At 44.2% G+C, this 20544-nt stretch carries 14 protein-coding genes; all 14 read left to right on the top strand.

The annotated features are described in order from the left end of the window. Positions 1-58 precede the first annotated feature (58 nt). The 14 genes from L6I86_RS09965 to L6I86_RS09900 all read left to right on the top strand — a co-directional run bounded on the left by L6I86_RS09965 (position 59) and on the right by L6I86_RS09900 (position 20533). Positions 59-958, top strand: a complete 900-nt coding sequence (locus L6I86_RS09965; protein WP_236286698.1) for a carbohydrate ABC transporter permease — start codon at positions 59-61, stop codon at positions 956-958. A gap of 1 nt (position 959) precedes the next feature. Then, positions 960-1790, top strand: coding sequence for a carbohydrate ABC transporter permease (locus L6I86_RS09960; RefSeq protein WP_236286697.1), 831 nt, complete (start codon positions 960-962; stop codon positions 1788-1790). Positions 1791-1893: 103 nt separating this feature from the next. Next, positions 1894-3045 carry a glycoside hydrolase family protein gene (locus L6I86_RS09955; protein ID WP_236286696.1) on the top strand — a complete coding sequence of 384 codons (1152 nt, stop codon included), beginning with the start codon at positions 1894-1896 and terminating at the stop codon, positions 3043-3045. A gap of 28 nt (positions 3046-3073) precedes the next feature. Beyond that, on the top strand, positions 3074-4654 hold the full coding sequence (locus L6I86_RS09950) for a glycoside hydrolase family 43 protein (RefSeq protein ID WP_236286695.1): 1581 nt from the start codon (positions 3074-3076) through the stop codon (positions 4652-4654). Positions 4655-4775: 121 nt separating this feature from the next. Continuing rightward, positions 4776-5567: a VOC family protein gene (locus L6I86_RS09945; RefSeq protein WP_236286694.1), complete on the top strand. Its 792-nt coding sequence runs from the start codon at positions 4776-4778 to the stop codon at positions 5565-5567. 112 nt (positions 5568-5679) lie between these two features. Then, positions 5680-5958, top strand: coding sequence for a hypothetical protein (locus tag L6I86_RS09940; protein WP_236286693.1), 279 nt, complete (start codon positions 5680-5682; stop codon positions 5956-5958). Between the two features lie 93 nt (positions 5959-6051). Further along, the gene (locus tag L6I86_RS09935) at positions 6052-6507 is read left to right on the top strand and encodes a DinB family protein (RefSeq protein ID WP_236286692.1); all 456 of its coding nucleotides are present in this window, start codon (positions 6052-6054) and stop codon (positions 6505-6507) included. Positions 6508-6661: 154 nt separating this feature from the next. Continuing rightward, positions 6662-8989 carry an AraC family transcriptional regulator gene (locus L6I86_RS09930; RefSeq protein WP_236286691.1) on the top strand — a complete coding sequence of 776 codons (2328 nt, stop codon included), beginning with the start codon at positions 6662-6664 and terminating at the stop codon, positions 8987-8989. Between the two features lie 238 nt (positions 8990-9227). Further along, positions 9228-10211 carry an ABC transporter permease gene (locus L6I86_RS09925; RefSeq protein WP_236286690.1) on the top strand — a complete coding sequence of 328 codons (984 nt, stop codon included), beginning with the start codon at positions 9228-9230 and terminating at the stop codon, positions 10209-10211. Positions 10212-10227: 16 nt separating this feature from the next. After that, complete coding sequence (locus L6I86_RS09920) at positions 10228-11109, top strand: carbohydrate ABC transporter permease (protein ID WP_236286689.1); 882 nt, start codon at positions 10228-10230, stop codon at positions 11107-11109. A gap of 52 nt (positions 11110-11161) precedes the next feature. Beyond that, positions 11162-12775 carry an ABC transporter substrate-binding protein gene (locus tag L6I86_RS09915; protein ID WP_236286688.1) on the top strand — a complete coding sequence of 538 codons (1614 nt, stop codon included), beginning with the start codon at positions 11162-11164 and terminating at the stop codon, positions 12773-12775. 82 nt (positions 12776-12857) lie between these two features. After that, entirely contained in the window at positions 12858-16265 is a 3408-nt protein-coding gene (locus tag L6I86_RS09910; protein WP_236286687.1) for a COG1470 family protein, read from the top strand. Between the two features lie 39 nt (positions 16266-16304). Next, positions 16305-19448 (top strand): heparinase II/III domain-containing protein, encoded by a 3144-nt coding sequence (locus L6I86_RS09905; RefSeq protein WP_236286686.1) that lies wholly within the window; start codon positions 16305-16307, stop codon positions 19446-19448. Between the two features lie 275 nt (positions 19449-19723). Then, complete coding sequence (locus tag L6I86_RS09900) at positions 19724-20533, top strand: S-layer homology domain-containing protein (protein ID WP_236286685.1); 810 nt, start codon at positions 19724-19726, stop codon at positions 20531-20533. The last annotated feature ends 11 nt before the right edge of the window (positions 20534-20544 follow it).

Genomic DNA, 20544 nt, shown 5'->3' with positions numbered 1-20544 from the left:
GTCACTTGCGGAGGTTTTCCTGCTACTGCCTTCAAAATCCAATAGGAGGCATAAGAGAATGAACACCATACAGCCTATTAAGAGAAAAAGAAAATGGCTAACCTTTTCCGTCGTGTTTCTTATTCCAGCACTTATTCTCTATACCTTGTTCGTCATGGTACCGACAGCGAGCAGTATCTACCTCAGTTTTACATCCTGGGATGGCGTTAGTCCAGATATTCGCTTTATTGGCTTTGATAACTTCGTAGAAATGTGGCACAGCGAGCGTGTGCACAATGCACTGAAAAATACATTGATTTTGTCTGTCGTCTTAGTTGTGATTGAAAATGCCGTTGCCTTGCTACTGGCGATGCTGGTCGATCAGGTGAGATGGTTCCGCAACTTGTTTCGCAGCATTTTTTACTTCCCGACGCTTCTCAGCGGGATTGTTATGGGATTTGTCTGGACAATTATTTTGAATTACAACTTCGGTGTAGTTACGCAATTGCTCGATAAACTGCATCTTTCCTTGAAGATTGATTGGCTTGGAAATCCGGATTACGCATTGATCGCTATCATTTTTGCAACTGTATGGAAAGGTGCCGGCTATTATATGATTATTTATTTGGCTGGTCTGCAAGGTATTCCGCCAGAGCTGTCAGAAGCCGCAAGTATTGATGGAGCGAACCGCTGGCAGCAATTCCGCCACATTACGTTTCCTCTGCTGGCAGGCGCCTTTACAGTGTGCATGATGTTGTCGATGATTGCGTCCCTCAAAATATTCGATCAGATCGCCGTCATGACGGACGGAGGACCTGGTTTTGCTACCGAAACACTAACGTACATTATTTATAAAGTCGGGTTTGGCGAGCTGCGGCAAGGGTTTGGAACGGCGCTATCACTTGTCCTCTTTATCTTGATCTTAATCGTATCATTAATTCAAATTAAGCTGCTTCGCAGCAGGGAGGTGCAGTTATAAGATGAGAAAACAGAAAAGCCTACTCGAGATTCTACTCTTTGTACTGACACTTGTCCTAGCGATTATCTTCTTCTTCCCGATTTACTTCAGTTTGATTTCCGCTTTTAAAAGCAACGGTGCAATTATGCGGGATGCGATCTCGTTCCCGACCAGCTGGTATGTAGACAGCTTCGTCTATCTGTGGACCAAAACGGATTTCCCAAGAGCTATGGTCAACTCGATCATTTTGACAGTGAGCTCGATTATCGCGATGATTGCGATCATCCCAATGGCCGCTTACGCGATTGAGCGGACGAATAAAAGATGGACGAATATGGTCTATATCTACTTTCTAGCGGGCATGATGATTCCCTTTCAAGTCTATATGATTCCATTGTTCAAAGAGATGAAAATGATGGGCTTCTACGGCAGCTTGAGTGGGCCGATTCTCATCTACATCTCCGGTTCGGTAGGATTCGGCGTGCTGCTGTATACAAGCTTCCTCAAAGGGGTGCCGCGTGAGATTGAGGAAGCTGCTGAAATCGACGGTTGCTCCAAGTACGGCATTTTCTGGCGGATCGTGTTCCCTCTGCTTGGGCCGTGTACAGCGAGCTTGGTCGTGTTGAACGGTCTAGGCATTTGGAACGACTTCCTGATGCCAAGCTTGGTGCTGCCTTCGGATAAGCCTAAAACGATGATCGTCGAAATTTTCGGCTTCGTCGGCGAATATGCTTCCCAGTGGGATATGGTATTCGCAGGTACCGCGATTTCAATTATCCCTGTTTTGATCGCGTTCATCGCGCTGCAGAAGTATTTTGTCAAAGGGATTGCCGCGGGTGCGACGAAGGGTTAATCATCAAGGGATCATGACACATGGGAAACCTCTCTATCAACCATCAGGGGGGGTGGGGATGGTTTTAAAAAGATAAATATAATGGGGAAAGTGGGCAGATACGATGTTACAAGGGCAGGATCAACTATGGTTAAATGAAGTGATTGATAGAATATCAACGAAAATGGACTGGGTCAGCGAGAAGTCCAAGTATAAAATTCCGTTCACGACCATGAATGGCACACATGATAATCGCATCGTGGATAACCCAACAGGTACCGAAACAGATGGAATTAATTGGTGGACGAATGGCTTCTGGGGCGGCATGATGTGGCTTATGCACCACGAAACTGGTAACGACAAATATAAAGAAATTGCACAAATCTCCGAAAAAGAATTGGATCGCTGTTTTGATGAATTTTACGGTTTGCATCATGATGTTGGCTTTATGTGGTTGCCGACAAGTGTGGCGAATTATAAAGTAACGCAGAATCAGGAATCTCGCAAAAGAGCGCTTCATGCAGCTAATCTGTTGGCAGGACGCTTTAATTTAGCAGGAGGATTCATTCGCGCTTGGAATGATTTAGAGGGCTCCGATACAAGAGGATGGGCCATTATCGACTGCATGTTCAATATCCCGTTGTTATACTGGGCTTCGGAAGAAACGGGTGACCCACGGTTCAAGCAAATCGCGATGAAACATGCTGATACGGGGATGACAGCATTCGTTCGCCCGGATGGTTCCGTGAATCATATTGTGGAATTCGATCCGTTTGAAGGCGGAGTTGTCCGGACGTATGGCGGGCAAGGATATGAGGAAGGATCCTCTTGGACGAGAGGACAGACTTGGGCACTGTATGGGTACATGATGAGCTATATTCATACACAAAAGGAAGATTATCTGCAAACCGCGAAGCGGATTGCGAATTATTTTATTGCGAACATTCCTGCGGATGGCGTGATTCCAGTTGATTTCCGGCAGCCAAAGGAACCGAAGCTCGAGGATGATACAGCGGCAGCGATTGCGGCGTGTGGTCTGATTGAAATTGCGAAAGTCGTAGGTGAGCATGAAAAGGACCTGTATCTTGGTGCTGCGGTGAAGCTGCTTAGATCGTTGGACTCACGAATCAATTGGACAACTAGTAGTGATAGCTTGGTTCAATACGGTTCTGGCTCTTATCACACGGCAAATCATCATCATGCGATCATTTATGGCGATTACTATTTCATGGAAGCGATATTCAAGCTGAAAGGGAACGATTTGTATCTGTGGTAAAAGGATAAACGATAAGGGAGCACGAAAGATGATTCAAAATCCAATTCTACGCGGGTTCAACCCAGATGCATCGATCATTCGGGTTGAAGATGACTATTATATTGCAACGTCGACCTTCGAATGGTTTCCTGGTGTGCTCATTCATCATTCCAAAGATTTAATGAACTGGAGGCCGTTGACACGTCCACTAGATCGGGTAAGTCAACTTGATCTGCGCGGTGTACCAAGCTCAGGCGGTATTTGGGCGCCATCCTTAAGCTACTCCGATGGTACTTTCTATTTGTGCTTTACGAATGTGGTTGGTCGAAAAGGGGTTTATAAGGACCTGCACAACTATATCGTGACAGCACCTTCGATTGAAGGGCCATGGTCTGAACCGACCTATCTGAATTCTAGCGGTTTCGATCACTTTTTGTTCCACGACACGGATGGCCGCAAGTATTTGTTTAATATGCAGTGGGATTTTCGCAAAAACAAAAGAAGATTCGCAGGTATTATCATGCAGGAATTCTGTCTGGCTGAAGGTAAGCTGATCGGCGAAATTAAGCTGGTCACGCAAGGGACAGATTTGGGTGTTACGGAAGGGCCGATGGTGTATAAGAAGGATGGCTACTACTATTTACTAGTGGCAGAAGGGGGAACGGGGCCGATGCACGCCGCCACCCTTATGCGCGCAACTTCCGTCGACGGCCCATATGAAGTTGACCCGGATTACCCGATTATCACGACAAGAAATACCCCGGATCATCCTTTGCAAAATGCAGGACATGGCTCTTTGGTGGAAACGCAGCTGGGAGATTGGTACATGGTGTTCATTTGTTCGCGTCCTCTTCAAGACGGGAACAAGCTCAGTCCATTAGGTCGTGAGACTTCCTTGCAGAAAGTCTTATGGACGACGGACGGATGGCTTCGGTTGGCAGCAGGCGGAAAGCAGCCGCAGTTGCATATTCCAGAGACGGATCTGGCGCCGTATCCGTTTGCGCCAGATCCGGTTCGGGATGATTTCGACGCAGCGAGCCTTAGCGTGCATTGGCACACACTTCGGGTTCCAGCTGACGAGTCATGGTTAAGCTTATCAGAGCGTCCCGGTTTCTTACGATTAAAGGGACGAGAGTCGCTAACCTCCTTGCATAACCAAAGCCTCGTAGCAAGACGCATTCAAAGCTTCCAGTGCGAGATGGTGACATGCGTGGCATTCGAGCCGGTATCTTTTAACCAAATGGCTGGACTTGTCCTCTATTATGATGAGTCCGATCATTATTATCTGCGCATTTCCCATGACGAACAACTTGGCAAGCATCTAGCGGTTATCGTAAGCGATCAGGGGCAGTATGATGAATTGGACGTTTATGTGCCGATTCCTCAAGAGGAGCGCATCTATCTAAAAGCAGCAATGAATTTCGATAAGATTCAATTTTCTTACAGTACTGACGGTCAGTCGTGGCAACCAATGGGTCCGACGTTGTACTCCGGCAATCTTGCGGACAGTTACCAGCGCAAATTATCCTTTACTGGCGCTTTCGTTGGGATTTGCGCACAGGATTTGCGAGGAACTCGCCTGTATGCGGACTTCGACTTTTTTGAATATGTTTCGGGAAATGAGAGTTGAATAGCTAAATGAAGAGGCAGCCAGTCCAAGTGGATTGGTTGCCTTTTCTCAAGTAATGGCCAGATTAATGGAATAAAATGTATGATATAATGGGCAAAAGTTAATAAAGGAGGCAATCAGTATGATTACTCATTACGAACAACTTCAATTCAACACAGTCTCCATTCAAGGGGTTAAACAATTTTACAGCGAGCAAATGCAATTCCCAATTCTTCTTGAAACTAAAGACGAAATTTGTTTCCAACCAACTGAAAACTTTAAATTATCGTTTAAAGAAGCTATGGAACCAATAGCTCCAGCTCATTTTGCTTTTGAAGTACCACTTTCAGAATTTGATAATGTGGTCAATTTGCTCAAAAGTAAGGGGATTGCACTATTAAAATGGTCTGATGGCAGATATATTGATGATTTCGAAACTGGTAAAAACGTTTACTTTCGAGATGGTGATGGTAATCTGCTAGAGATTATCACCCATCATTATGTCAGGGAAGGAATACTTACCCCAGCAGGAGACTTAAAATTACTGTACCTTAGAGAGATTGGATTTCCGGCTGATAGCGTTAAGGAATTTAGAGAATTTTTTGTAGACATTTTTGAGCTGAAACTTGATAAAGTTAGAGATGACTTTACTTTTGCAATAGGCGGTACATCGCATATGGTCATTTCTTCAAAAAAGAGAAAATGGATACCCATAGAAATGGTTGCTTTACCACCAACTATGAATGTCATATTCGGAGTAAGTAGTACAGATTTTGTTCGTAAGGTTAGTAAAAAACTTACAGAAAAAGGCATGCCATTTTGTATGCGAGATGGTCATCTTAATTTTAATTTTAAAGAGTACAATATTACTTTAAAAGTAACTAATTTCCATCCAGGAATACCCGCACTTTTGAATTTACCTTATTCAACTTAGGTTAGATACCTCTTGTTTAATTGTATTTGGCAACCCATATAAAATGGAAACTTTTTACACACTCCCTTCGTCTTATTTTTAAAGAACTAAGCGTTGGGAGGATGACACAATGATGTCGAAGAGAAAACAGATTTGGATCATATCCATCACGACATTGTTAGTGATTTATTTGTTTTTCTTTCCCAATCCAACAGCGGAACTAGCGGTTAGGAAGCATTTATTCTTCTCTCTCCATCCAATAAAGGCTCTTAGTGTTCATGTAAAGGAGACAGGAAGCACTTCGTTTGGTGGAGCTAAATTATTCTATGTTGATGAAGTTTCAAAATCATTTATTTGGGTGAAGAAAAATTGGTTAGGTTATCGTGTAATTACGGATGGAAGTGGACCCTGATTTATACGAACACACGGAGGTCCAATACCTGTTCAACTCTAACGGGTAACAGTAGGTTTAAGTAATCGATGAGACGAAGAGGGGGAAATCGAAATGAAGACGATTAAGTGCATGATGGACCACCTGATCTGGGCAGACGGACGTATCTTGGACGCGCTCGAGGAGAGTGAGACGAGGAACAAGGACCTTCTGAAGCTGGTTCGGCACGTCGCGGTCGCGGAACGAGTCTGGCTGTCCCGATTGCAGGGCAAGGGCAGCGCGCAATATGCGTTGTGGGAGGAAACAGATGACCTGACGGTGATCCGGACGATGTTCGAAGAAAACGCTGAGCAATATCGCGTCTATATGGAAGGGCTCGAGGAATCCGAGTTGGACAAGATGATCGACTATGCGAACCAGAGCGGGGTTCCGTTCCGAACGTCCGTCCGGGACATCCTGTTGCAGGTCCTCTTACATGGGCAATATCACAGGGGACAGATCAATCGGGCACTTCGGATCGAATCGGCAGAGCCAGCCCAAATTGATTACATCACGTTCGCGAGGCTATAACAGGAATCTGATGATAATTTAATTCTTAAAAAAGCGCATACATCTGTTAAAAAACTTCATCCAAGTTCCTTCACCCTTCTGATACAGTAAAAAGAGGCGACCTTTCTAACGGCTGTCTCTTTTTTCTTTTGCCATAAACCAGAGGAGGATCGTGATGAAAAGCTTACAGGCCTTCTTGAAAAATAAGAATATGTTGATTCGAATCATTTTGTCCTATCTGTTGGTAGGGCTTTTAGTCATTGCCGTGCTGACGTTTGTCATCGCTTCCAAAGTGTCCCGAAATTTAACGGAACAGATTAATCGATCAACCGACACAGCTATTGAACAGTCTTTCAATACAGCGAACATTTTATTGACATCGACATTCACTAATTTCGGAAGTCTCTTTAATGGTCCTGAAATTCAGATGAGCTTTTACAATATGGATTTCAATACGAGTGAGCTTGGTCGAATTGGCAACAAGCTCTATGAATTGACCAGTACGAATCCACTGATCCATTCGATCTACTTGTTGAATGATCAGAAGAAGCTGGCTTTCTCATCACTTAGTACTGTCAAGTCGTTTGACGACTTCTATGACCCAGATGTGCTCCATTTATTGGCCAGTATTCAACCGAATCGCTCGAACATCTTTTATCCCCGTCATATCGATTATGCCATTTATGATAGGAAATATGAGATGAATGTGATTTCACTCGTATTTCCAAATGCTGTTGGCAAGGTGGCGAATGGCGCGCTGGTGCTTAATTTGGACCAACGTACGCTGCAAAGTATGGTCATGAACGGCGCGCAAGGCAGTTTGTTCGAATCCATGATTTTGAATAAACAGGGCACCGTGATTACTCATTCCACGAACGAGATGATCAACACGAATTTAACAGAAGAGTCATTTGTTCAGTCGATTAGTACCTCTCCTACACCGAAAGGTTCTTTTGAATTTAAAAAAGAAGGTCGTAGTTATCGGGTTTCCTATATCAAATCAGAAAGCTTGGGATGGACGTTCATCGGCTTAATCGATTATGAGAATCTCCTGAGTGAGGTCAGGGAAACGCAGCGGTTTATTTTAATGGTGACTGGCGGTTTGCTTGTAATTGTTTTACTTGTGGGCGGATTCTTTACGAAGTGGATTTACAGTCCTATTCATCGTCTTCTAGCGAAAGTGAATCTTTCCTCCAGCGGCACCCATAAACTGCAAGGAGAATCCGAGTTGGATGTGCTCGGAAGGACTTTTTATTACTTGGATCATCAGATTCAGGATCTTCAGTTGAGCGTAAAGGATTATCGTTCGGCCAAAAGGCATGAGGTGCTTCGTCTGCTGACATCCGGAGGCTGGTCGAATGAAGAGGAGATGTCTAGAAAACTGACCAGTGTGGGGATCGAATTCACTTATCCGAGATATGTCGTATGCTTGCTTCGACTCGATGCCTACCATCAGCTGCTAGCCACGTATAAGCAGTCAGATATTGCCTTGCTAAGATATGCCATATCGAATATAGCTGTTGAGGTCAGCTCAAGTCGAATGCCTGCTGTGTGTTTTGACTCAGGCGATGATGGGATCGCTATGATTGTGAACGTACAGGTGAGTACGGAGTTAGAGCCACAACTAACAGAAATGCTGCAGAATATCCAAGACAATGTCGCTCGCTTTCTACATCTATCCGTTTCAATTGCAGTGGGATCGGAGAGCCTTCGTTTGTCGGAAATCGAATCCTCAAGGGAGGCAGCCAAGCTTGCTTCCGCTTATCGCATCATCTTTGGGAACGAAGCCATTATTCATACAGGCATTGAAAAGTTAAGAGAGCCGCTGCAAGACAGCCAAGTGTCTGCCATGGAGAAACAGATCACGGATCAGTTAAAGCTCGGGGATATGGCGAGCATCAGAGATGCTTTTGCTGCTTTCCTTGCCTATACCCGTCAAGCTACGCCTGATGAGTTGATGCTCAGCTTGACGCAACTGCTCATTTCTACAGCGCGAACGGCTAAAGCGATGACCATGCAGAGCAGCGCGGCATCAATCATGGATATCGGCAGCCTCATGTCTACGCTTAATCAGTGGGAGACGCTAGAGGAAATCGAGGCCTGGTATTTAGATGTATGTGAGCAAGCCATAGGCGCTAGAGATTTGCAATCGCAACAGAAGAACAAATGGATTGTGGATAAAATAATTCAGCATATTCATGAGCATTATGATGATTCAAACTTAACCGTGGAGTCATTGGTGGAAGTCGGCGGCCTCTCCATGAATTACATGCGCAAAGTGTTCAAAGAGATTGCGGGACAATCGATTACCTCGTACTTGATCGAATTCCGTTTCGCCAAAGCCAAAGAACTGCTCGTTGAAACCGATCTTCCGGCAAACAAGATTGGTGAGATGGTAGGGATGGAAAATACGAATTATTTTTACGTCTCGTTCAAAAAGCATTGCGGAAAGACGCCGGATCACTACAGGAAACATCATAAGTTCAGCGTACAAGAAGCGTGATCGTAGGTTTCCAGCAAAATGAGACATGTTTAAATTCCAATGGCGGGCGTATGAACTTTAGCACGATAAGTTCATATGTTCGCTTTTTTAAGTGATAAAAGCACAAAAGAATGAAAATGGTGTAATTTCACACATGGATTTCGGTGGAAATCAGTGATTTTGACTACATATTAAACTTTTATGAAGGAGCGATCCAACGTACAGTAGAGTCATCGACCTAGTGAAAGGAGGAAACAAGATGAGCAACACAATGACATCCACACAAACAACGATGAAAACATCGGAGGCTAAGAAACAACGTGGTGCGGTTATCGCTTTTTTTCATGAACTGAAAATAAATAAATTCATGTACGTTTTGGCACTTCCCGGTGTTGTCTGGTTTTTAGTCTTTGCTTATCTGCCTATGGGAGGTATCGTTGTTGCTTTTCAAGACTTCAAAGCGGTGAAGGGTATTACTGGCAGTAAATTCGTAGGACTAAAAAACTTCCAATTCTTCTTCAACTCCAGCGATTGGATTAAAGTCGTGAGCAATACGGTATTTCTAAACGTACTTTTTATTACATTCGGAACGATAGCCGCTGTGGTGATCGCGATTATGGTGACGGAGATTGGAGGCAAATGGTTTAAGAAAATTTCCCAATCCGTTATGATTTTCCCGCATTTTCTCTCTTGGACGGTTGTTGCCATGTTCATGACGGCTTTCGTGGCGACAGACGGTGGATTTTTAAATCAATTCATAGGTATGTTCGGGATTGAACCCATACAATACTTGTCTTCTCCACACTACTGGCCAGCCATTCTCGTTATGTTGAAAATTTGGCATGGAGCCGGTTTCGGATCCATCGTCTACATGGCCACGATTTCTGGGATCAATCCGGAAATTTACGAATCTGCCGCCATGGATGGCGCGAGTCGCCTCCAAAAAATTCGCTACATCACGTTGCCGCTATTGAAACCGACAGTCATCCTATTGACCATACTTGCAGTCGGGGGCATCTTTAACGGAGATTTCGGTATGATTTATGCGATTATTGGCAGAAATCCACTGCTTTACCCATCGACGGATGTAATCGACACTTACGTTTTCCGTTCATTGATGGATCTTGGAGATATGGGGATGTCGGCCGCTGTAGGCTTTTTACAATCGATTATCGGGTTCATTTTAGTAATCACAGTGAACTATGTGGCTAAGAAAACATCGCCAGACTCGGCTATCTTTTAAGAAAGGGAGGCTGCATATGATTCAAGAGAGTTTATCAGATAAGCTGTTGAAATGCGTATTTTATCTCATTCTTGTGTTGTTCTCGGTTTACTGTTTGATTCCATTTATTTCGGTTCTGGCAAGCTCGTTTGCTACAGAAGGCGAGATATTAAAGAATGGCTATACGTTCTTTCCCAAAGAATTCTCGCTGCAGGCGTACAAATTGATTTTTGAAGATAATACGATCTTCCGCGCATATGGCGTAACTACTTTCGTTACCCTTGCCGGCACGACGTTATCCATGATTTTTACCAGTGCTATGGCTTATGCCATTTCCGTTAAATCGGTTAAATATCGCAATAAAATCGCTTTTTTCGTGTATTTTACGATGCTGTTCCATGGTGGTTTGGTCGCTTCCTATTTGTTAATTTCCAAATATTTGGGGATGAAAGACTCGATTTGGGTACTCATCATTCCGAGTATGATCAGCGCTTGGAATATGTTTCTGCTGCGAAATTTCTTTGCAACGATTGATGAATCGCTTGCGGAATCCGCAAAGATGGATGGCGCGAACGATGCCTATATTTTATTTCGCATTATTCTTCCCGTTTCGCTGCCCGCACTCGCTACAATTGGGTTGTTCTACGCTTTGAGTTATTGGAACAATTGGTTCAGCGCGCTGCTGTATATCAACGATCCGCATAAGTTTCCATTGCAATATTTGATTCAGCGCATTATGAACAATTTGGACTATATTAATGAGGTTTCAGCCGATGTGAATATCCCAAACTTTGTCCCGCCAGCTATTACAGTTCGGTTGGCTACGACGATCGTTACGATCGGCCCGATCATATTTTTGTATCCGTTTTTGCAGAAATATTTCGTCAAAGGTTTAATGGTTGGCGCAGTGAAAGGCTAGTTCCGCTATTGGCGGTTTAGTATAGATGAGGAATATTAGGGAGGATAAAGATATGAAAACAAGAATGGTTTCTACTTCGTTATTGGCAGTAGCAGTAATTACCACGGCTACGGCATGCAGCAATTCCAAACAACCAGAAGCAAGTACTGCTGCTACTGCTGTAACTTCCACAGCACCTGCGAAATTAGCACCTGTTACATTGAAGGGCATGCTGTTCGGAGATCCGCCGAAAGATATGCAGCTCGTCATGGATGAATTCGAGAAACGGACCAAAGACACGCTGAATACGAAGTTGAATATTCAATGGAATCCGAGCGCTGATCATAAGCAAAAAGTGAAGTTGATGATGACAGCCGGTGAAGAGGTTGATTTCGTGTTTGATGCCGATTTTATGAATCTGAAGGAACTTGTCCCACAGGGGGCTTATGCACAGTTGGATAAATATTTTAATAATGATGCTTATCCAGGTTTGAAGAAAGCGTTTACGCCAGAATTTGTTGAAGCGAATAAGCGTTTTGACGGTCATCTGTACACGATTCCTTTCACGCAGTATTTCTATGATTTGCCTGTCGTGTATATTCGCAAAGATTTACGTGAGAAATACGGTTTAGGTAAGATTAACAGTTATGAAGATCTAGAGAATTTTTATAAAAAGGTACAAGAGTCTGACAAAACGCTAACTCCGCTTGCGGTTAAAGGCAATGGCGGCTTTCAGGAAATTTGGACAGGTGAGAGTAATACGAAAATACCCAATGTTGGTACAGTTGGTATAGCTGGCATTCCTATCCTTGTTCAATTATCGGATGACGGGAAAAAAGTTCAAAATATGGCGGCACTGGGTGATGACGCTGAGGCGTTTGCGAAGCTGCCATCTCCTTACAATACGGCAAAAACGGCTTACCCACAGTACGATAAATGGGCGGAATGGAGCAGATATTTAGAGAAAGACGTAGTTAGCCAGAAGGATAGTAAAGCTTATTTCATGTCTGGAAAAGCGGCTACTTATTATGGCACAATTAGTTCCTTTGCTGCAGATAGAAAGAAGCTGAAGGAAACGATCTCTACGGCAGATCTGGAGTTTTTCGTGCTTAGAAAAGATATTCGTGATATGAAACCCCAAGCCATCAGCACGAACTACAGATCAAATAACTCGATCGCAATTCCTACGACTTCTAAAAACATAGATCGAACAATGAAGTATTTCGATTGGTTGTTCAGTAGTCAAGAAAACCATGATTTAATTGAATACGGTATTCCGGGAAAACATTGGGAAGCCGTAGGCAGCAATCAAATCAAATTACTGGATGAGTCGAAAAACTACAATTTTCCTGGATACGAAATGTCCTGGAATCCCAACATGATCCGACTTAGCAGCGATTTGGATGACACATCACGCAAATATTTCGAATACTCGGCGAAAGCGGATACGTATTATTCAGCTCCGCTAGCCATGTTTACTTTTGACAGTACGAATGTGAAAGCGGAAGTTGCAAGTATTACCTCCAAAACGGATCCATTTATTCAACTATTGAAAGCTGGTCAGATCAAAGACTGGGAAGCGCAGACTGCCAAGTTGAGCGGTGAATTGAAAGCCCTTGGGATGGACAAAGTCCGAGCTGAGCTGCAAAAGCAAATCCAAGCTTACTTGGATAAAGGCGGAAGATAATAGGCACGGGGCGACAGTTGAATATAAGTTCAATTGTCGCTTTCTTTTGTCATGCTTTTAGAAGTGAAAAGGAGTGAATCGGATGGCAAATCGAATAAATATGTTAGAAGAGTGGCATCAGGCAGGCTTCAACGGCGATTATGGGTTTCAGCTGAAAGAGAGCTTAAAACTGGAATTTCCAACCCTAGATGGGTCCGTTGGTTGGTATCCAATTGGTTTTGAAAGAGGAAATGATGCGGCGCTGGATATCATGGGCTGGCATGGCTTAGAGCTTGTCGTGCATACAGCAGGTGAAGAGACTGAAGTCATTGTTAAAGCAGGGTTTATCGACGATCGATCTGTTTCCGCAACAGTCTGGCTGGCAGGAGCGGGAGAGCATCGAGTCTCCATAAAGTTGTCTGATTTTGAGATGGAGACATGTAAACGGAATATTTGGCGCTTTCTCAAACGTTTTGAGTTACGCGGAGAAGCTGAACTTATTCGGGCGGAACTTCGAAGAGGTCAGAAAATCTATGTAGAAAGCGATGTGCGGGGCAAATCTGGTGAGATCGGTGATGAAGTCGTCTATACGATGACCATTCATAATTGCACGGAGGTTAAGCAAAGCGTTACCGTCAAGCAGGTGTTTGAAGGCTGGGAGTCCCTACTGCCGATCATCACACCTTCGCGATTCATACTTGGGCCTAATGCAAAACAGGAAGTTACAGCGACGGTTCACGTACATGAACGCATGGTGCCTGGGGGGCATGAGACGACGGTACTCCGTTTTATCGCAGGCGGAGATAGTGTCGGCGCCGTTGATTTAGTATTAAAAACAATGCGTAGTTTGCAGCATCCCTACATTTATCATAATGAAGAACAATGGAAAGCTGTAAAGATGAAGGTGGATACCCATGCAACTTTTCAACCAGGGTATGACAATATCATCGGAGTTGCTGATCGGTGGGAGGTGACTCCGCCTCTGCCTGTAGATGAGCGAGACTACTGCTATGAAACAAGTGAAGAATACGGGATTATGTCGGCCGCATATGCTTACGCATTAACCAAGGAATTGAAGTATGCGGAAAAAGTGGCGAAATTCTTGCGTTATTTCATTGATGAAGATAACGGATATCCGAAAAAGAAGAAGGGCTGCAGCCAAAGCTATGTGCAGGAGGGGCACTTTTTCCAGCATCTAGCGATTCCATACGATATCATCCATGATTCGGGTGTGCTAACCGAGGGAGACCATCGTGGCATTGAAAAATCGTTTCGAATCTACATGGACATCCTGGATCATCATCTCCAGAGAGGTCATATTTCCAATTGGCTCTTATCCGAAATTACAGGTGCTTTGTATTGTGCATTAGCGATTCAAGATATGGAAAGAGCATTACGCTTTGTTTACGGCGCTGGAGGCTCGATCGATCAATTGAAATACGGTTTGTTTAATGATGGATGGTGGCATGAATGTTCCGTAGGGTATAACACTTGGGTCTCGTCCATGTATATCCATACTGCGCATGCGTTACTTCCGTTCGGATATAACCTGCTGCACACGCATTTCAGAATTCCGTTCAACGACGAAGTTAACAGTACTTATGGCGGCCAAGAAGCGGAAATAAGATTCGGTATGTACAACAAGAAATGGGGCGGCAATCGTAAAAGCTACGTTTGTATCAAAGATTTGTTCGATGCCGTCATTCCGTTTCTCGATGATCGAGGCGTGTTATTCGGCATCAGCGATTCCGATGAGAAGAAGCTGAATGGCGTCCATTTCGGGTCTACGTTCGACTTGGCCTATCAGTATTATCAGGATCCGGAATACATCGCGGTTATTCATCGTTTTGAACAAGCGGATCCGATATTCGGGCATGTCGAGCTTCCAGAGTATGCGTCAACGTATACGAAGAAAAACGCATTTTCAGATAACGTAGGTATCGCCATGTTAAGAAGTCAGACGGAAAACCGAGAGCAAAAAGATCAAATCCAAGCGGTCGTACGCTATGGTTCACATGGCTATGCACACGGGCATTTTGATCGCACAGAAGTGCTATCCATTATGCGTCACGGACGCAGCTTTTTTAATCCCGAACATGTTTGGTGGGGCTATGGACATTTTATGTATAAGTTTTATGTGCAAAATTCGATGACCAAGAACATGGTTGTTGTCGACGGAAAAATGCAAGTGCCAAGCGACTCCAAACGCCTGATGTTCTACAGCGGTCAAGCGATTCAGGCTACGGCAATCGAAACTGAGTCACGTTGGTCCTATCCGCCATACGGCGGCATGGTTTATAACGACAATGAAACATTAGCAGATCGATGTCAAATGAATGCAAGTTGGCTGCCTGAAGTAAAGGATGCACCGCCATATGGCGCTTTATCTGATTTCACGGAGCCGATCTTACAACGAAGAGTGATGGCCGTTACGGATGACTATTTGGTTTTGTTTGATTATATAAAAGGAGAAATTGAGCATCAGTATGATAGCTTATTCCAAATCAAAGGATTTAAAGCGATAAAAGGTGCTGAAATCAATTATACAAAGCATACGAGTCAATGGACGGATAATCCTTTGTCGGACGCTCAGTTTATTACCGATTGCCATTGGTATGAAGTCTCTGGCTCTAGCGTCGCCAGCTTTGAGACTGTGTACGGCGAGGGAGAAGATATGCGCGGAAATCGCACGGCACATAATAGCCCAGGCGTATTGAAAATGGACGTCCATACCGCTTGGCCACGGCAATCCGTTCAAATTACGGGGAGAGCAGCGGAGCATCATGGTATTACAATCCCATTCGCATACGAAGTGGAAGTTGACGGCGAAGTTCAGGCACAGGGCGAGTTCGGGGCATGGTTGCTGGGGGAAGGGAAATGCGATATCGATCTGCAAGGAGCAAAGACGATAACGTTAAAAGTAAACAATCACCCCATCTATAACGAGCAGAAGTATCCGCAACGAACCAAACAGGGGCTTTTCTGGGGAGATGCTTATTTAGTCCGAACAGACGGAAGCAGAAAACCGTTATCCGAGCTACCCTTGATGTATGAGAATATCGATCTTGGCTTTGGCATCGGCAAAGATTACGAAGGCGGAAGGGTAACAATTGTTGGAAATGCATATGCGAATGCCATTCCGACGAGTCCTATCGATCATGACAGGGAAGGAACCATTTGTTTAGATGTGTCTGGGATGGGGGCTGTACGTTTTGTAGGGCTTATCGGCGCCGACGCGTTTCCTGGTGACGAAGATCAACGCCGTATTACGTATGCAGTCCGAACAGAAGGGCAAATCGGCAGGTTTATTACGGTTGTCGAGCCCTATGAATCGCAAGCGATGGTTGTATCTGTGAAGGCTGTTGATGACCGCACAGTGGAGGTACAGCTGAAGGACGGAAGAACACAAGTACTAACCGTTAACCATATCGAGGCTGAAGATGTATCCGTCCGAATCGTGGAATCCAAAGACGGTCGAATCATTCGGGAAGAACTCGCTTTAGGCAGATAAGGCACAGCAATATGTATGATATACAGGAGATGATGCACAATGGGAGAAAAAACAGAACATACAGCTCGCTTGCAATCGCTCGTTGATAGTGCCGAATACTTATTAAAAAAGAAGGGAGAGTATTTTACCGAGGGTGCCAAACTGGCGTTAACCGCAATGGTTAAGGATGCAGTTCTAGCATTGAATGGGGAATACCGTGTTCCTTTCATCAGAAACCGTGAATTCTACAAACCTAGAGAAGAGGAAGCTGTTTTATTTACGACAAAGCGTTTTACAATGGCCCCTACCTACAATATGGACGGCAAAGTTTATCATGAGTATGGCTTGGAGCCTGCTCTAGCATGGTTTAAAGCGCAGGATATGTTGAACAAAGATCTCGAAACGTTACAGAACTTAGCTGACTTAGCCATTAGCAAAGCGGAGGAGTTGTTAGCCACTTCGACGATTGGCACAGAAATTGGACAATTCGATGCCGATTCAGCAGGTAAGTTGAAAGCTGCAATTCAGAAATTGCTCACAGTCAAAGCGGGTATTACTAGCTCAGTTGAGCCTTTAGCAAAGGCTGTTGTGCATGTTTTTAATAGGAGTAAAGAGGTTCGTTTCTCGCGAGTACTACGCACGGATGTTGATACGGTTTCCACCCTTTACCTAACGCATGAGGGTTTGAAGAAAGTAAAGGAAATGGCCCAATCCGATGCACGGATTCAAAAACAATATGAGCAGATCGTTAATATCGCAAACACATACAGTTTGGATTACATTGAAAAGGCACTTGATTTAGTCATGAAAGAAGATGCTGATTATGAGGAAATGAATAAGCACTTCTATATCTGGAGCTCCACAGATAAAATCGTCAACTTCCGAGCACCGGATGGAGCAGTGAAAGCGGCGCTTTCCTTTATTCTCCCTGCCCAAGAGAATGAACAGGAGGGACTCGGCCATGTCTGGATCGACAATGTGAACATCCTTTCCGCGCAAGGAGGCAGCTTGACGATTGAGAATGGCGGATTCGATGAAGGCGATGATATGCCGTTTCACTGGCAGAGTGATATCCTTCGTGGCACCCCAATACTTAAGTGGGAGGGAGAGTATCCATTCTGCGGCGGAGGAGCCAAAGGGGAAGTAGCTACGGCTAATCCGTCTTCACAAACGCAATTCACGTATAAAGAAGATACCACCAAGCATGCCATTTATATCTGTAATCCTACACCTGAGGATGAGGGGGGATGGTCGTACGACAAGGATATTCCGATAACTGGCGGCTTAGCATACACGTTGACCTTCGCTGCCAAGATTGATGGGAAGCTGAAAAAGGGGTTAAAAACGGTTATTACGTTCAAAGACGAGACCGATCAGGTCTTGGACGTGTTTGATTATGATTTTAATCGGAAATCCTCGTTGTCTAATTCCTGCTTTCTGTTAACGATGCAGTGTGACGCTATTCAGTACGCATTGACACAAGATATGTCGTATGCCTTCAAAGCAAAGAATGAAATCTTATATACGTTGAACGATTTCTGTCAAGGGGCAGAGCATTGGTTAGCCTGTAATTCACGTCCTGATGGCAGTGATTCTTACGGGGCCGTTCAAGGTGGAAGAGTACTATGTAGTGTAGCCGTAACGTATTCCTTTATTAAAGAAGCACATGTGTTTACCGTTTCAGAGAAAGAACGTTTCTATGCCATGATCGCATATTTGCTCCCTTATATGCTCGATTTAAGGGATCGTACTGAGCTTTCTCCACTAGATGCCCAGCATGGCAGCGGCAATTGGCAAACGGATATGTGTGCGGGGACGGCCTATATGATGTTGGTGCTGGACGATTTCCCGAATCGAAAAGCATGGTTCTATAATGCCTATATGGTCTTGAAATCTCAACTGGAGTTAAACGTTAATCCAGATTCTTCGTGGCCGGAGTCAATCCGTTACCATCATGCGGCTTTGGAGCGGTTTGCCGGTTTTGCGAGAGTGCTGGATCATGCCATTGGGGAAAATTGGTTCGAGACGACACCGCTCGCCCGTATGTTTGATTTCAGCATTCATGTACAGACACCGGGGTATGCCTTTTTTGATGGACACATCGGAACACCGCCGTTCGGAGATCATGCCTTAAGCGGGGGAACAGAATTCGGAAGCTACGGAACGTATATAGGAGATGTCGAAAAGGTTGATAAAGCATTAGCGGATCGTATGTATCATTCGTGGCGCATGGCAGGTAAGCCGTTCAAGAAGTTCTGGGGTGAAGGTATTGCCCTCGATAATATTCTGGGTAAAGGTGATTCTTACCAGGCTTCTGGATCCATTACCTTAGATTCAACCCTTCATTATAAGAATGCAGGAATTTATGTATTCAGGAGAGATTTTGGGAGCGCCAATCAAAGTTATTTTGCGATCATGTCGAGTCCTGAACCGATCGCTCACGGACATCTGGATCAAGGCTCGTTTATTTTATATAAAAACAGTATTCCGCTCGTGATGGATTCCGGCATTGAAGGGTATTTCGACAGCAGCACCAGTTGGCATATCAGTTCCTATTCGCATGCTTGCATGCAGTTCGCAACCCAGAAGACCATACAGGAGAAGTCCGGAAACGGATCAATTAATCTGTCTGCAGGAACGTATAGTTTAGAGCGCGGGTGGGTGGATGTTCCCAGAACAAGTAAGGTTGTGAGCAGTAGCCTTGGCAGCCATGTAGAGATGATTACTATTCAGATTGCGAATCCGGAAGGCAATGGCATTCACACTCGAAAAGTTATTTATGTAAAGGAACATGATCTCTATATCATCCGTGATACTGTTCAGGATTTTGAAGGTGAGTTGTTGTTTAATTTACCAGTTGCAGCAAAGCATTCCTACATGAACGGTAATCGTGTTTATTCCGAAGGGATCTACAATGTTGATTTGGAGACAGTCTTTGTCAGTAATGTGAAACGAATAGAGTTAGAAAAGGGGCGCTCCACCACATTTTTTGAGAGTGAGCATGGTCACGTATGTCTGATGGATTATGTACGTGCCACTTCCGATGCCCGAGAAGGCTTCCTAACAATTCTGCATCCAAAAGAAAGAGGACAGAAGAGTTTGAAAGTAACGAAACTCGCTGAGGATACACTTCTCATTTCTACTGGGGATGTAGAATTAGAAATAGATGTGCAACGTGAGCTTGTTTCAGTGACAAGCAAATGATGGTAAAAGGGAAAGCTAACCGTTCTATTTGAACAGTTAGCTTATATCTTTTTAGAACTGTAGGTGTGTTTATTCTATAGTTTCTTCAATTCATAACGGTATTAAAAAACAGCAGAAATACCTTAAAAAAGTTCATGCCTATGTATGCTAATCTTTTGTTAAGCAGTAACACGAATCATTGCGAGCGTAGTCAGGGGGGGGATTCGCAATATCTGCAACCGATTACATGATAAACAATAACAGATCATTTTGGAGGTACTCCTAATGTTAGTGAAATGTTGGAAGAGATTGGCTCCTCTGCAGCGGTTTATGATTTTAGCTTAATGGTGAATGGCAAGCAAGTAACGAATTTTAATGGCAATGAGGTTAAGGTGGAACTACCATATACCTTAGTGCCAGGTGAGAATCCCAACAAAATTGTCGTTTATTATTTGACAGACGAAGGCAAGCTAGAGGTCATTAAGAATGGTAAATATGATCCTGCAACTGGAATGGTTGCATTTAAAGCCAAGCACTTCAGTAGATATTTGGCAGCTTATACAGAAGTGAGTTTCCATGATCTTGCGGGTGTAAAATGGGCGAGTGACGCGATTGAAGCGCTAGCGGCAAGAGGCATTGTTCAGGGAGTAGGGAATTCCCAGTTTAATCCGGAGAATCAGGTGACGCGGGCGGAGTTTATTACGATGTTGGTTAACGCCTTCGATTTGAAAGATCCTACTGCGACTACAACTCTGGCAGATGTTCAACCCAGTTCCTGGTATTACAGCTCAATTGCAAGCGCGCAGAAGCTAGGAATCGTAAATGGTCAATCATCTACCTTATTCGGTGTTAACGACAGAATCAGTCGCCAGGATATGGCTGTCATGGTGTACAGGACGATGCAGGTGATGAATGCTCATTCAGCGACAAAGAATACGTTAACTACATTTACAGATCAAGCATCAATTCGTAGCTATGCTTTGGAAGCAGTTGCTAGTATGCAACAAGCCGGCATCATTGAAGGGATGGACAATGGCAATTTCGCACCAACATCCTTGGCAACAAGAGCTCAAGGTGCCGTTGTGATTTTTAGATTATTTGAGTAGGAAATACAAAT

The sequence above is a fragment of the Paenibacillus allorhizoplanae genome (assembly GCF_927798215.1).
GTDB lineage: Bacteria > Bacillota > Bacilli > Paenibacillales > NBRC-103111 > Paenibacillus_E > Paenibacillus_E allorhizoplanae.
This window is presented reverse-complemented; position numbering and strand designations above follow the sequence as displayed.

Coding starts and splice junctions, on each gene's coding strand:
- L6I86_RS09900 (WP_236286685.1), top strand. CDS start 19,724: ATGTTGGAAGAGATTGGCTCCTCTGCAGCGGTTTATGATTTTAGCTTA.
- L6I86_RS09940 (WP_236286693.1), top strand. CDS start 5,680: ATGTCGAAGAGAAAACAGATTTGGATCATATCCATCACGACATTGTTA.
- L6I86_RS09910 (WP_236286687.1), top strand. CDS start 12,858: ATGGCAAATCGAATAAATATGTTAGAAGAGTGGCATCAGGCAGGCTTC.
- L6I86_RS09950 (WP_236286695.1), top strand. CDS start 3,074: ATGATTCAAAATCCAATTCTACGCGGGTTCAACCCAGATGCATCGATC.
- L6I86_RS09915 (WP_236286688.1), top strand. CDS start 11,162: ATGAAAACAAGAATGGTTTCTACTTCGTTATTGGCAGTAGCAGTAATT.
- L6I86_RS09925 (WP_236286690.1), top strand. CDS start 9,228: ATGAGCAACACAATGACATCCACACAAACAACGATGAAAACATCGGAG.
- L6I86_RS09945 (WP_236286694.1), top strand. CDS start 4,776: ATGATTACTCATTACGAACAACTTCAATTCAACACAGTCTCCATTCAA.
- L6I86_RS09920 (WP_236286689.1), top strand. CDS start 10,228: ATGATTCAAGAGAGTTTATCAGATAAGCTGTTGAAATGCGTATTTTAT.
- L6I86_RS09955 (WP_236286696.1), top strand. CDS start 1,894: ATGTTACAAGGGCAGGATCAACTATGGTTAAATGAAGTGATTGATAGA.
- L6I86_RS09905 (WP_236286686.1), top strand. CDS start 16,305: ATGGGAGAAAAAACAGAACATACAGCTCGCTTGCAATCGCTCGTTGAT.
- L6I86_RS09965 (WP_236286698.1), top strand. CDS start 59: ATGAACACCATACAGCCTATTAAGAGAAAAAGAAAATGGCTAACCTTT.
- L6I86_RS09935 (WP_236286692.1), top strand. CDS start 6,052: ATGAAGACGATTAAGTGCATGATGGACCACCTGATCTGGGCAGACGGA.
- L6I86_RS09960 (WP_236286697.1), top strand. CDS start 960: ATGAGAAAACAGAAAAGCCTACTCGAGATTCTACTCTTTGTACTGACA.
- L6I86_RS09930 (WP_236286691.1), top strand. CDS start 6,662: ATGAAAAGCTTACAGGCCTTCTTGAAAAATAAGAATATGTTGATTCGA.